Source organism: Modestobacter sp. SSW1-42, assembly GCF_046635825.1.
Lineage (GTDB): Bacteria > Actinomycetota > Actinomycetes > Mycobacteriales > Geodermatophilaceae > Modestobacter.
In genome coordinates, this window is the sequence record NZ_JBISCA010000006.1 from 81,662 (window position 1) to 94,806 (window position 13,145).

The 13,145-nt window shown below is 76.3% G+C and carries 10 protein-coding genes; 2 read left to right on the top strand and 8 right to left on the bottom strand.

What is annotated here, in order from left to right; all coding sequences use genetic code 11:
* Window positions 1-130: 130 nt before the first annotated feature.
* Complete coding sequence (locus ACGBYP_RS19640; protein WP_411586880.1) at window positions 131-3,412, top strand: SNF2-related protein; 3,282 nt, start codon at window positions 131-133, stop codon at window positions 3,410-3,412.
* Window positions 3,413-3,532: 120 nt separating this feature from the next.
* Here the strand turns inward: ACGBYP_RS19640 and ACGBYP_RS19645 are convergent, their stop codons facing one another.
* The 5 genes from ACGBYP_RS19645 to ACGBYP_RS19665 all read right to left on the bottom strand — a co-directional run bounded on the left by ACGBYP_RS19645 (window position 3,533) and on the right by ACGBYP_RS19665 (window position 8,599).
* Window positions 3,533-3,751: a hypothetical protein gene (locus ACGBYP_RS19645; RefSeq protein WP_411586882.1), complete on the bottom strand. Its 219-nt coding sequence runs from the start codon at window positions 3,749-3,751 to the stop codon at window positions 3,533-3,535.
* A gap of 101 nt (window positions 3,752-3,852) precedes the next feature.
* Window positions 3,853-4,305: a DUF4190 domain-containing protein gene (locus ACGBYP_RS19650; protein ID WP_411586884.1), complete on the bottom strand. Its 453-nt coding sequence runs from the start codon at window positions 4,303-4,305 to the stop codon at window positions 3,853-3,855.
* 135 nt (window positions 4,306-4,440) lie between these two features.
* Window positions 4,441-5,850 carry a hypothetical protein gene (locus ACGBYP_RS19655; protein ID WP_411586886.1) on the bottom strand — a complete coding sequence of 470 codons (1,410 nt, stop codon included), beginning with the start codon at window positions 5,848-5,850 and terminating at the stop codon, window positions 4,441-4,443.
* A gap of 141 nt (window positions 5,851-5,991) precedes the next feature.
* Window positions 5,992-7,710: a 5,6-dimethylbenzimidazole synthase gene (gene bluB, locus ACGBYP_RS19660; protein WP_411586887.1), complete on the bottom strand. Its 1,719-nt coding sequence runs from the start codon at window positions 7,708-7,710 to the stop codon at window positions 5,992-5,994.
* Window positions 7,711-7,756: 46 nt separating this feature from the next.
* Complete coding sequence (locus tag ACGBYP_RS19665) at window positions 7,757-8,599, bottom strand: alpha/beta fold hydrolase (RefSeq protein ID WP_411586890.1); 843 nt, start codon at window positions 8,597-8,599, stop codon at window positions 7,757-7,759.
* Between the two features lie 104 nt (window positions 8,600-8,703).
* Between ACGBYP_RS19665 and ACGBYP_RS19670 the strand changes: the two genes are divergently transcribed.
* Entirely contained in the window at window positions 8,704-10,524 is a 1,821-nt protein-coding gene (locus tag ACGBYP_RS19670) for a helicase (RefSeq protein ID WP_411586892.1), read from the top strand.
* A 65-nt stretch (window positions 10,525-10,589) separates the two neighbouring features.
* Here ACGBYP_RS19670 and ACGBYP_RS19675 read toward each other — a convergent pair whose 3' ends face one another.
* Genes ACGBYP_RS19675 through ACGBYP_RS19685 form a run of 3 tightly spaced genes read right to left on the bottom strand, consistent with a single transcriptional unit; the run spans window position 10,590 to window position 13,055 of the window.
* Window positions 10,590-11,036 carry a GNAT family N-acetyltransferase gene (locus tag ACGBYP_RS19675; protein ID WP_411586894.1) on the bottom strand — a complete coding sequence of 149 codons (447 nt, stop codon included), beginning with the start codon at window positions 11,034-11,036 and terminating at the stop codon, window positions 10,590-10,592.
* Window positions 11,037-11,082: 46 nt separating this feature from the next.
* On the bottom strand, window positions 11,083-12,459 hold the full coding sequence (locus ACGBYP_RS19680; RefSeq protein WP_411586895.1) for a LamG-like jellyroll fold domain-containing protein: 1,377 nt from the start codon (window positions 12,457-12,459) through the stop codon (window positions 11,083-11,085).
* Window positions 12,456-13,055 carry a hypothetical protein gene (locus ACGBYP_RS19685; protein ID WP_411586897.1) on the bottom strand — a complete coding sequence of 200 codons (600 nt, stop codon included), beginning with the start codon at window positions 13,053-13,055 and terminating at the stop codon, window positions 12,456-12,458. The genes ACGBYP_RS19680 and ACGBYP_RS19685 overlap by 4 nt, the downstream gene beginning before the upstream one ends.
* Window positions 13,056-13,145: the final 90 nt, after the last annotated feature.

The window sequence follows — 13,145 nt, forward strand, 5'->3', positions numbered from 1 at the left end:
GTCTCGGCGCGCCGTCGACCGGCGCGCCCGAGCATCATCGCGCACCTCCGGCGACCGCACCGGGGCAGGCGCCCGCGCCGACCCCGTCGCGGCGGACCGGTCTGTCGGCCCACCGCCGTAGCCTGTCGGGGTGCTCGGGGACTGGCGGGAGATGGTCACCGACGCGGCCCTCGCCGACGCCGTGGGGCCCGACGTGCTCGACCGCGCCCGGCGGTACGTCGCCCGCGCGGTGCTCGACGTCCGGGTCGCCGAGGACGCCCGCCGGGTCACCGGCCTGGTGCAGGGCGGCGCCGAGGCGCCCTACCGAACGACGGTGGTGCGCACCGACGGCGGCCGGGTCGGCTGGGCCGGCGCGTGCACCTGCCCGGTGGGCGACGACTGCAAGCACGCGGTGGCCGTGCTGCTGTACCTGCGGCCCCAGGTCCAGCGTGCGCCGGGCGGCCGGCTGCGCGGCGCGGAGCGCAGCTGGGAGCAGGAGCTCGAAGAGCTGGTGACGGCGGCCGCCGAGCGGGTCCCGCGCGCCGCGGCACCCCTCGGGCTGCAGTTCGAGGTCGTCGAGCAGGAGCCGGGCCGGGGGCGCGCCTCGGTCGGCGCCCCCGGCACCCGGCAGCGGCTGGTGCGGTTGCGCCCGGTCACCCCCGGCCAGCGCGGCCAGTGGGTGCGCAGCGGCGTCTCGTGGAAGCAGTTGCAGTACGACAGCGTCCGCGCGGGCTGGGACCCCGCCCACCTGGCCGCGCTGCGCGCGCTGCACGCCACCCACCAGGCCGCGCGCGGGCAGTACTACTCCTACGCGCCGGTCGACGTGTACCTGCACGAGTTCGGCCCCGGCCTGTGGCGGCTGCTGGCCGAGGCGGTGTCCGACGGCGTCGCGCTGCTCACCGCCGACCGCCCGCCCCGGCCGGTCGTGCTCGCCCCCGAGGACGCCGACGTCGCCGTCGACCTGCGCCGCGACGACGACCGCACCGAGCTGTCGGCGCTGCTGCGGGTCGACGGGCGGCCCGTGGACCCGGCGGCGCTGTCGTTCCTCGGCGTCCCGCCGCACGGGGTCACCGTCGACGGCCCGCCCCGCGACCAGGCCCCCGACGGCGCCCCGGGCCTGGTGCTCGCCCGGCTCGACTCCCCGGTCCCCCCGGCGCTGGCCGGGCTGGTGGCCCGGGGCGGGTCGATCGCCATCCCGGCTCCTGACGTCGAGCGGTTCCTGCGCGACTGGTACCCGGGCCTGGCCCAGACCGTGCCGGTGGTCTCCGTCGACGGCTCGGTCGACCTGCCCGACGTCGTCCCGCCGCGGCTGGCCGCCGAGGTCCGCTACCCCGGCGACGCCACGGTGTGCGTCACGTGGGCGGTGCAGTACGGCCCCGACCGCTCGCACCCGCCGGGGCACCCGTCCACCCCCGGCGACGGTCGCGACCCGGCCGCCGAGCAGGCCCTGGTCGAGGCGCTGCCCGGCCCGGTCGGCGGGCTGCCGGAGCTGTGGACGACGGAGCGCGAGCTGGCCGCCTCGGTCGAGCTGGCCGGCGTGGAGGCGCTGGAGTTCACCACCGAGGTGCTGCCCGCGCTGCGCGCCGACCCCGGCGTCGACGTCACGGTCGTGGGCACGCCGCCGGACTACCGGCAGAACACCTCCGCGCCGCAGATCAGCTTCACCGCCCGCGACACCCGGGAGTCCGACTGGTTCGACCTGGGCGTCAGCGTCACCGTCGACGGCCAGAGCGTGCCCTTCGAGACGCTCTACAAGGCCCTCGCCGCCGGCCGCACCCGGCTGGTGCTCCTCAGCGGCACGCACTTCTCCCTCATGCGCCCGGAGTTCGAGCAGCTGCGGCTGCTCATCGAGGAGGCGCGCGAGCTGCGCGACGTCCCCGGTGACGGCGTCCAGGTCAGCCGCTACGCCGCCGCGGTCTGGGAGCAGCTGATGGGCCTCGGCGTGGTCGAGGCACAGAGCGAGCGCTGGCACCGCGAGGTGCGCGGGCTCATCGATGCCGAGCACGCCACGCCGCCGCCGGTCCCGGCCGGGCTGGCCGCGGAGCTGCGGCCCTACCAGCACGAGGGCTACGGCTGGCTGTCCTTCCTCTGGGACAACCGGCTGGGCGGGGTGCTCGCCGACGACATGGGGCTGGGCAAGACGCTGCAGACCCTGGCCCTGCTGGTGCGCGCGCACGAGGCCGGCGAGCTCGACGAGGCGCCGGCGCTGGTGGTCGCCCCGACCAGCGTGATGTCGACCTGGTCGCGCGAGGCGGCGCGGTTCGCCCCGGGGCTGCGGGTGGTCACGGTCGCCGAGACCGAGCGCCGCACCGGCCGGTCGCTGGCCGCGCAGGTCGCCGGCGCGCACGTCGTCATCACCTCGTACGCGCTGTTCCGCATCGACGCCGACTCCTGGACCGGCCTGCCCTGGCGGGCGCTGGTGCTCGACGAGGCGCAGTTCGTCAAGAACCACCAGTCGCGCACCTACCAGTGCGCCCGGCAGCTGTCGGCGCCGGTGAAGTTCGCGCTGACCGGCACGCCGCTGGAGAACAGCGTCATGGACCTGTGGGCGCTGACCTCGATCGTCGCGCCCGGGCTGTTCCCCGACCCGTCCCGGTTCACCGAGTACTACCGGGTCCCGATCGAGCGGGACGGCGACGCGGAGAAGCTGGCCCTGCTGCGCCGGCGCATCCGGCCGCTGGTGCGCCGGCGCACCAAGGAGATGGTGGCCGCCGACCTGCCGCCCAAGCAGGAGCAGGTGCTGGAGGTGGTGCTCAACCCCGAGCACGACAAGCTCTACCAGACCCACCTGCAGCGCGAGCGCAGCAAGGTCCTGGGCCTGGTCGAGGACATGTCGAAGAACCGGATGACGATCTTCCGGTCGCTCACGTTGCTGCGGCAGCTGAGCCTCGACCCGGCGCTGATCGACCCGGCCTACGCCGACGTGCGCTCCAGCAAGGCCGACGCCTTCCTCGACCACCTGCGCGCGGTGGTCGCCGAGGGCCACCGGGTGCTGGTGTTCAGCCAGTTCACCCGCTTCCTGCGCAGCGTCCGCGACCGGCTGACCGCCGAGGGCATCGACTGGGTCTACCTCGACGGCACCACCCGCGACCGCGACGCCGCCGTCCAGGCCTTCCGCACCGGGACGGCGCCGGCGTTCCTCATCAGCCTCAAGGCCGGCGGCTTCGGGCTGACGCTCACCGAGGCCGACTACGTGTTCGTCCTCGACCCGTGGTGGAACCCGGCGGCCGAGGCGCAGGCCGTCGACCGGGCGCACCGGATCGGCCAGGACAAGACGGTGATCGTCTACCGGCTGGTGGCGGTGGGCACCATCGAGGAGAAGGTCATGGAGCTCAAGGCCCGCAAGCAGGAGCTCTTCTCCCGCGTCGTGGACGACGGCGCGCTGGCCTCCGGTGCGCTCACCGCCGACGACGTCCGCGGCCTGTTCAGCTGACCCCTGCGGGCTCGCGGGGCCGGCGCCCAGCCGGGTCGACCCGGCTGGGCGGACGTGGAGCCGTGCCGTGGCGCGGCTCAACGTCACCTCGCCCGGCTCGACCCCTGTGGGCGGGCCGCGTCAGCGGTCCCGGCCCGCCCAGCGGCGGAGGGCGGCGGCCTGGGCATCGGCGATGGAGAACCCCTGGGCGGTGCCGTCGAACCGGAGCGGCTCGGCGTCCCGCACGGTGAGCTCCAGGCCGTAGGGGCCGGTGTACCGCGGCACGACGTCCAGCAGGTCGGCCGGGGTGATGGTCTGCACCCGGCGTCCCCGCCGCACGAGGATCGCCTGGGCGGTCACCGCGCGGATCCGAGGCCGGGAGTCGATCCACCAGCCCACTGCCCCGACCACACCAGCACCGAGCACGATCACGGTCCTCGCCCGGCCCCAGGCCCACCCCGTCAGCTGGAGCTCGACGTCCTGGCCGCCACGAAGAACACCAGGACGAGGGTGAGGACGCCGATGCCGACCCAGCCGAGCACGATGCCGGCGGTCGCCATGCCGCCGCCGCCCTCGCCGCGCTCCCGGATCTGCCGCTTGGCCACGTAGCCGAAGACCAGGGCCAGGACGCTGCCGATCCAGTAGATCCAGAGGATCCCCAGCAACATCGAGGCGATGGCCATGCCGTTGGTCCGCTGCGGCGGCGGGTAGCCGTACCCGTACGGCGGGGGCGCCCCGTACGGCTGCGGTGCCCCGTACGGCGGGGGCGCTCCGTACGGCTGCGGTGCCCCGTACGGCGGGGGCGCCCCGTACGGCGGCTGGCCGTACGGCTGCGGGACCTGGCCGTACGGCGGCTGGGCGAAGGGCTCCGTGGGCTGCCGGTCCTTGCCCTCGTGGTCGTCGTGCTGGCTCATCTGCCGTCCCCGCGCTGGTGCCGCCCGATGGGCCGCCGTGGCCCCGGACTGTAGGAAACGGTCGCACCGCCCACTAGCACCGACCCTCCGTGGGGTGACCGTGCGCAGCACGGACCGTCCGGCGCCGGGTGCCGGTCAGCGCCGGCGGGGGACGATGGTGCCGTCGGACGGCCCGGTGGCCCAGCGACCGGTGTCCCAGCCCGAGTACCAGGACGGCGAGCCGTCCCGGCGGTACAGCACCAGGTTCCCGTCGTCCTGCATCGCCAGCGTGCTGGGGCCCTCCTGCCACGTGCCCGAGCTCCACAGGGCGACCCCGTCGGAGCGGTAGGCGACGAGGTTGCCGTCGCCCTGCACCACCAGGCGCGCAGCCCCGTAGGACCCGGTGGCGAAGACCGGCCGTCCGGTGGCCGAGACGTAGACGACCGCGTTGCCGTCGGGCTGGAGGACCAGCCAGTACCTCCCGTCGGGCGAGGTCACCTGCTGGCCGGTCGTCAGCTGCTGGCCGGGCGTCAGCGTCCACCGGTCCCAGCCCGAGTACCAGCCGACGGCGTTGTTGCGGCGATGGAGGACGACGTTGCCGTCGTCCTGCACCTGCAGCGTGGACGCCAGGCCACCTGCGCTCCCGGAGTTCCACAGCTCCTGCCCGCCCGGGGCGCGGACGACCGCGGCGCCGTCCACCTCGAGCCGGAACACCGCGCCGGGCCGGCCGTAGGTGTGCGAGCTCCACAGGACCCGCCGTCCGGGCGCGTAGAGGACGAGGTTGCCGTCGGCCTGCATCACGAAGGTGTAGCGGCCGTCGGCTGAGGTCAGCGCCTGCCCCGACGCCAGCTGCTGGCCGTGCCGCATCACCGGACCGCTGACCGGCGCAGCGACCGGAGGTGGCACGTCCATCCGCACGGGCAACGCCACACCCGAGCTCGCCGCGGGGACGGCGGCCCGGAGCGCGGCCACCTCGGCCGGGTCGGCCGAGAGGTTCCAGCGGTACTTCACCAGGGCCCACTCGATCGCGTAGCGCGCCCGCAGCTGGGGTGCCGGCTGCCAGCCGGCCGGGTCCTGGGCGGCGCGGAGCCGCTCCTCCTCGCCCGTCAGCACGGTCAGCGTCCGGTCGAAGGCCAGGTCGTTGGCGAAGGCGCGCCGCTGCGCAGGCGTCCACGCGCTGGCACCGGACCGCCAGGCCTCCTCCCAGGGGATCAGCGGAGCGGCCTGCACGTCCTCGCCGGAGGTGACCTCCGTGCCCGTCCAGGTGCTCCAGGAGCCCGCGACGACCCGGCAGCTGCTGTCGACCGTCGTCTCGCCCCGGGACTGCCGGATGAGCACGGCCTCACCCGTGTCGCAGCCGTCCCGGTCGTCGTCGGTCCAGTGCTCGAAGGCGGCCGGGTCGAAGGGGCTGCTCGCCGTCGGCGGTCCGACGACCAGCAGGTCGACGAGTTCGTGCACGAAGGGCACGTCCTGGGCCCGGGCGTCCACCGGCCCGGCGACGGCCAGGACGGCTCCCAGCAGCACACTCGTGACGGCGACGGGCAGCGCCCGCACGGCTGGTGACATGACGACCTCCGGGGGCTCTGGCACGCGGTCGGTCCCATGGTCGGCACGGGCGTCCGGCCGGCGCAGAGGCGCGCGCCCACGCCGGGCAGGACGTCGGACCCTGTTCCCGCGGCCCGGACCGCGGGGCCCTCCCGGGTCCGCTCAGCGGTCGACGCGGGCGGCGGTCCGCCGGACGGCGAGGCCCTGCAGCAGCAGGCTGGCGGCCAGCACGGCCCCGACACCCTCACCGGCACGCAGCCGGAGGTCCAGCAGCGGCTCGCAGCCCAGCGCCTGCAGCACCAGGTCGTGCCCGCGCTCCCGGCTCCGCTGCCCGGCGACCAGGCTCGCCTGCACGGCCGGCTCCAGCTGGACGGCGGCCAGCGCGGCCAGCGACGCGGCGAACCCGTCGACGACGACCACCGCCCGCGCCCCGGCCGCGCCGAGGGCGACCCCGGCCAGGACGGCGAGCTCCGGGCCGCCGAGCTGCGCCAGCGCGGTCAGCGGGTCGCCGACGCGCCCGGCCCGGGCCACGGCGGCGGTGACCACCGCGGCCTTGCGGGCGAGCATCGCCGAGTCGGCGCCCGAGCCGAGCCCCACGACGGCCGCTGGTTCCACGTGCAACAACGCGCAGGCGAGCGCCGCGGCCACGGTCGTGTTGGCGACGCCGACCTCGCCGAGGGCCACCAGCCCGCCGGCACCCGCCTCAGCGCCCAGCGCGCGGCCGGCCGCGACGAGGGCCGCGGTGTCCTCGGCGGTCATCGCCGGGGCGTCGACCAGGTCGCCGCGCGGGCCGGCCGGGCGCACGTCGACGGCCCCGGGCACCGGCGCCCCGGCGACCCCGGCGTCCACGACCACGGCCCGCAGCCCCGCGCCGCGGGCGGCGGTGACCCCGACCGCCGTCCCGGCGACGGCGGCCTCGGTGACGTCCCGGGTGACCCGGGGGTCGAAGGCGGAGACGCCGTGCGCGGCGACCGGGTGGTCGGCGGCGGCGAGCACGAGCACGCCGCCGGTCACCCCGCCGCGGCCCAGGGCGACGGCCCGGTCGACGGCGGCGTCGAGCACGCCGAGCGAGCCAGGCGGGGTGAGCAGCCGGTCACCGCCGTCCCGAGCGGCGACGACGTCGGGCTGGTCGGGTCCGCGCAGCGCGGACGGCGGGGGAGCGGCACCGGCCCAGCGGTCGGCCATGACGACGTCGGCCAGCGGCAGCCGCTGCGACCAGCCGGCCCGCTCCAGGCCGGGGGAGGGCGGGCGCTCGTCGGGCCAGCCCAGGCACAGCCAGCCGAGGGTCTCGACGCCGTCGGGCAGGCCCAGCAGCCCGGCCAGGTCGGCGGGGCGGAACAGCGTCACCCAGCCCAGGCCCAGACCCTCGGCGCGGGCGGCCAGCCACAGGTTCTGGATCGCGGCGGCGCAGCTCCACAGGTCGGCGTCGGGGTAGGTGGCGCGGCCCAGCACCCCGGTGGCCGGGGTGCGTCGGTCGCAGCAGACGACGACGCCCAGCGGTGCGTCGCGGACACCCTCCAGCTTGAGGTCGAGCAGCCGGCGGGCGGCGTCGGGCTCGAGCTGGGCGGCCTGGCGCAGCCGCTCGCGGTCGGTGAGGACGGCGGCCCGGTCGCGCACCCCGGGGTCGGTGACCACCACGAACCGCCACGGCTGGCTGTGCCCGACGCTGGGCGCGGCGTGCGCGGCGGTGAGCACCCGCTCCAGGACGTCGGCCGGCACCGGGTCGGGGCGGTAGCGGCGGACGTCGCGGCGGGCGGCGACCACCCGGTGGAAGGCGTCGCGCTCGGCCGGGTCGAACGCCCAGCCGGTCGGGTCGGCCGCGCGCTCGGAGGCCGCCGTCGGGTCGCCGATCAGCGGCACCGGCCGCGGGTGGAGGGTCACGCCGCGACCCGGGGTGCTGTGTCCATGCGTGACCTCGCGAGCCCGGTCACGTCTCGACCTGCTGCAGGAACCGGCGGACGGTCTCGACGAACACCTCGGGCTGCTCGGAGTGCACCCAGTGCCCGGCGTTCTTCACCCGCACCAGGCGCACGAGCGGGAACAGCTCGGCCATCCGCGGGCGGTCGGGGTCCAGCACGTAGTGCGAGTTCGCCCCGGCGATCCACAGCACCGGCCCGTCGTAGTGCGCGCCGGCCGGGGGCTCGGGGAAGCCGCGCAGCCGCGCCAGGTCGCGGCCCAGGGTGTCCAGGTTGAGCCGCCAGCGCCACCCCCCGCCCGCGCCGACGCCGTCCCGGACGAGGGACTGCAGCAGGAACGACCGCACCATCGTGCTCGGGACGGCCGGGCGCAGCGCCGCGTCGGCCTCCTCCCGGGTGGCCAGCGCGTCGAGGTCGATCGCCTTCATCGCCGCGATGAACGCCGCGAACGGGGAGGCCTCCTCGTCGGGGTCGTCGCTGCGCCCGCCGGTCTCCGGGTACTCGACCGGGGCGATGTCGACGACCACCAGGGCGCGCAGCAGCTCGGGAGAGCGCAGCGCGACGTGCATCGCGACCTTGCCGCCCATCGAGTGGCCGACCAGCGTGACCGGCTCCCCGAGCGCCGTCAGCTCGGCGGCGACCAGCCCGGCCATGTCGAGGTAGTCGACCTGCTCGGTCCACGGCGAGTGCCCGTGGTTGGGCAGGTCGAGCAGGGTGACGCGGTGGCCGTCCTCGGCCAGCTGCCGCGCGATCGTCGTCCAGTTGCGGCCCTGGCCGAACAGCCCGTGCACGAAGACCACCCGCGGACCGCTGTCGCCGAGGGTGCGCGCGGACAGCCGGACGGGATCGGTCATGCCCCCATCCCACCAGACGCCCCGCGACCGGCGTCGCTGCCGCGGATCGTCGGTGGCCCCGCCTACCGTCGCAGCGACCGGCCCGTCGACCGCAGGAGATCCCCGTGCCCGGACGCCGACGGCGCTCCACCAGCTCGACCCGCACCACGACCCCGCGCGCGACGGCGCCGGCGAAGAAGGCGGCACCGGCGAAGAAGGCGACGCCCGCCGACAAGGCCCCCGCGAAGCGGGCCGCCCCGGCGAAGGCCGCCCCGCGGAGGACGGCGGCGAAGGCCACCGCGGGCCTGCCCACCGCCCCGCCCGGCCAGCGGGTCTGGGCGCTGGCCGTGCCGTTCCGCGCCCCGGCGCCCGGTGCGACCTGGCACGCCGGGCTGTCGACGCACGTGTACGTCGGCGCCGCCCTGCCCCCGGCGCTCGCGCCCTACGACCCGGCGCCGTACAGCTTCGAGCGGTTCGTCGAGGACGAGCTGAACGCCGACCCGCGCCCGGTGCCACCCGGTCGGTCGATGACCCCGCGGGCCGAGCAGACCACCGGCGCCGCGGTCGTCGCCGCACACGCCGCCGCCGGTGGCCGCATGTTCCTGCTCGGCGACGACCCCGGCGTCGGCAAGACCGGCACCGCCGTCCTGGCCGTGCAGCAGATCGCCGCCCAGCGCCCGGTGCGCACCGTGCTCGTCGTGGCCGACCGGCCCGCAGCGATCACGGTGCCGCACTGGGCGCGGTCCATCGCCGCGTTCGGCGACGCCGGGCTGCGCTGGTGCGTGACCACCTGGGACCGCCTCGGCAAGGTCGACGGCGCGCTCAGGGCCACCGGCAGCCGGTTCGACGTCGTCATCGCCGACGAGGCGCACATGGTGCGGCACACGACGACGCAGCGGTGGAAGCACTGGAAGGCCGTCTCCGGCGCCGGCCGGGTCAGGGACGCCCCCTACGTCCTGCTGGCCACCGCCACCCCGGCGCACTCACCGCTGGAGCTGCCCTACCTGGCGCCGCACTTCGCCGCCGTCCACGGCGAGCCGCTCAAGGAGTGGTCGGACCTGCCCACCCGGCTGGCCGCGCACGGGTTCCACGTGGAACGTGCCCGCTACGGCTGGAGCTGGACCGAGGACGCCGACGAGCGCCGCGCCGACCTGGCCCGGCTGCGCAGCTGGCTGGCCGACACCGACCCGCCGGCCACCCTGCACCGCCCGGCGCCGTGGGGGCCGGTGTCGGTGACCGGCACCCCCGTGGAGCTGACCCCGATCGAGCAGGCGCAGTACGAGGCCGAGTGGTCGGAGTTCCGGGCCGAGATGCAGCTGGCCCGCCGCAAGCGGGAGACCGCGCGCGGCCGGGCGGCGCTGCTGCGCTTCCGGCAGAAGGCCGGGCTGATCCGGGCCGCGGCCACCGTCGACTGGGTGAAGGCGCAGGTCGAGGCCGACCGGCAGGTCGCCGTCTCGGTGGAGTTCGTCGAGACCGCCGCCGACCCGATCCGCGAGGCCCTGCTCGACGGCGGCATCGCGGTGGCCGGGATCTACGGCCGGGACCGCTTCGACGTCGAGGCCGAGCGGCTGCGGTTCCAGACCGGGCAGGCGCCGGTGTGCGTGTTCACCGTGACCGCCTCGATCAGCCTGCACGCCGGCGAGCAGCTGCCCGGCGGGCTCACCGCCTCGACCACGCCGCGGGTGGGGCTGTTCCACCAGCCGCGGTTCTCCGGGATCGCCGCCCGCCAGGTCACCGGCCGCACCCACCGCGACCACCAGGTCTCCCCGTGGCGGGTGGCGTTCGCCGCCGACACCGTCGAGGAGGACGTCGCCCGGGTGATGGTGGAGCGGCTGGCGGTCACCGGCTCGACCGCCGGCGGCGACACCGCAGGGCTCCAGCAGATCGCCGAGCTGCTCGAGGCCGACTGGCTGCCCGCGGCGTCCCTGACCGGCTCGGACTGCTGAAGGACCCCCTCGTCCCCCACCACTCGCAGGCTCGCGGCGGGCCCCTGCGAGGGGGCCGGGGCGGGTCAGCGGGCGGGGAGGCGCATGGGCAGGTGCCGGATGCCGTCCTCGTCGTAGTCCGGGCCCGACCGCCGGAAGCCGAAGCGCTCGTACCAGCCCTCGAGGTACGCCTGCGCGCCGATGTCGATCGTGCGGCCCTCGCACAGCTCGATGCCGCGCTCGACCAGCCGGGCCGACATCCCCCGGCCGCGGGCGGACACCGCGGTGGCGACCCGGCCGATGGCGCGGTCCTCGCCGTTGTGCAGCACCCGGATGGTCGACAGCACCGTGCCGTCGTCGTCGGCGAACCACAGGTGCTGGGTCGTCGGCTCGGTGTCGCGGCCGTCGAGCTCCGGGTACGGGCAGGCCTGCTCGACGACGAAGACGTCGACCCGCAGCCGGAGCAGGCCGTACAGCTCGGCCGGCGTCAGCTCAGAGAAGCGGGCGGTGCGCAGCGGGGGCAGCTCGGTCACCCGGAGATGGTGACCTGTACCGGGAGGACGCCCGGCGCCGGGTCGGTCAGTTGGCGGCGCCGTACTGTGCCGCGACCTCGGCGTCGGTCAGCGCCGACGCGTAGATGCCCAGGTGGGCGATCGAGCCGGCGAAGTACGGGCTCGTCGGCGGGTCCGGCCAGCCGGACAGGCTGTCGTACCCGGCCCGGAAGAACCCGGAGACGGCCTCAGCCGCGTTCATCGAGGCGTTGGTGGCCACGCGCTTGCCGTCGACGTACAGCCGGGCGCCGGTCCAGGGGGAGAACGTCGCGGTGACCTGGTGCCACCTGCCGTCGTTGTAGGAGCCCGGGGTGGTGATCGTCTGCGGCGTCCCGTCGTAGACGCCGAACGTGAGCCTGCCCGCGTTGGTCATGTAGACCAGCCGGTCCCGGGTCGAGGACGTGTCCCCGTTGGTGCCGTTGCCGAACCCGACGAGGTAGCCGCCGCGGCCCGTGGTGGTGGTGAACCACAGCTGGGTGCTGAAGGTCTGCGGGTTGCTGACGTTGATCGGCGTGTGGACGAAGCCGGAGCTGCCGTCGAGGCGCACGGCGCCGGAGGCGCTGTTGCACACCGGCCCCGGCACCCCGAGGGTGACCCCGCCGGCGTAGGTGCCGTTGCCGCTGTAGGTGCCGCGGTTGTAGGCCACCGTGCCGGTGGTCTCCTGCAGCGCCAGGTACTGCGCGGCCGTCTCGCCGCTGGCGGCAGCGGCGCAGGTGAAGTACGGCGCCGTGCCGACGCTGCTCGCGGTGGTCGTCCTGCCGCTGAAGGCCGCCGAGGCGGTGCCGGTCACGAGGACCGCGACCGCGAGCACCGCCGTCGTGGCGCGCACCGCGGTCCGCGCCGGCGGTGCCGCCGCACCGGACCGCGCCCGGCCCGGGGGGTCCGTGGGCTCGTCGTCGTCGGAGGAGCGGTGCAGCAGGGCCAGCCCGAGCAGCGCGGTCAGCGCGAGCACGGCGCCCGACAGCGGCACCCAGCGCCCCTCGGACGCCCAGACGACCGGCAGGCCGAGGCCGGGCAGCCGCAGGGCGCCCACCCCGTGCACGGCCGCGGCGTCCACGAGCGAGCCGTCGGGCGTCGCGTTGGCGTCGCCCTTGAGCTGGAGGCCGACGTCGGTCACGGCCACCAGCCGGTGCAGGCGCAGCCCGCCGGGGACGTCAGGGTCGTCGACGAGGAGGACCTGACCGGGCTCGAGGGCGGCGGCATCGACCGGGCGCACCAGTGTCACGTCCCCGGGCTCGACGCTCGGCGCCATCGACCCGGACATGACCACGGTGGACTGCCAGCCGGCCGCCGCCGGGACGACGGAGACCAGGACGAGCAGCACCAGGGCGCCGAGGACCGTGCGGGCCAGCGCGCTGACGACGAGGGCCGGCTGCGAGTCGCGGAGCCCGCCGGGCGGGGTCACGAGGTGCGCCCCTCCCAGACGAAGGTCACCGCGGCCGTCCGGCCCTGGGCGGTCGTGGGCGTGTTCGGGTCGAGGGTGAGCGTCACCTCGTACGTCCGGGCCTGCCCGGCGGCGGCCGCGGTCCAGGTCGGCTGCCCCGTGGCCCAGCGGGTGGGGAAGCCCGTCAGCCGGCCGGAGAAGACCTGGGCCTGGGAGCGGAAGCCGGTGCAGCCGGCGAAGCCCCCGCTGGTGCCCACCCGGACGCCGACGTCCAGCCAGCCGGCCAGCGTCCGGTCGCTGATGCCCTCGACGAACACCTGCACGTCGACCGGCCGGGAGCTCGTGGACCGCACGGTGATGCACCGGGTGCCCGCGCTGTCACCGGGCTTGAGACCGGCCACGCTGAACAGCGCGGACCCCGCGTCGTCGTCGGCCAGCGTGATGGTGGCGGCGCCCGCCGTGGCGGTCAGCGGCGGCGTCGTCGTCGTGAAGCCGGCCGCGGCGGACTGCCAGACCACGGTGACGGCCAGCAGCAGGGCGCCGACGGCCGAGGCGGCCGCCGCCAGCCGGGCCCGCGCGCGGGCAGAGCGCGGACGTCGAGCGGTGGCGCTGCGCATCCTCGGTCTCCCGGCGTCGGCATGGGGCCCGGCTCCTGCCGCGGTCCCTGAGGGGAACGGTAGGAGCAACGGCCTCACGCGGGCAGACGT

Excerpts from the sequence above, each read along its gene's own strand:
- ACGBYP_RS19650 (WP_411586884.1), bottom strand. The coding sequence starts at position 4,305 with ATGAGCCAGCACGACGACCACGAGGGCAAGGACCGGCAGCCCACGGAG.
- ACGBYP_RS19665 (WP_411586890.1), bottom strand. The coding sequence starts at position 8,599 with ATGACCGATCCCGTCCGGCTGTCCGCGCGCACCCTCGGCGACAGCGGT.
- ACGBYP_RS19685 (WP_411586897.1), bottom strand. The coding sequence starts at position 13,055 with ATGCGCAGCGCCACCGCTCGACGTCCGCGCTCTGCCCGCGCGCGGGCC.
- ACGBYP_RS19655 (WP_411586886.1), bottom strand. The coding sequence starts at position 5,850 with ATGTCACCAGCCGTGCGGGCGCTGCCCGTCGCCGTCACGAGTGTGCTG.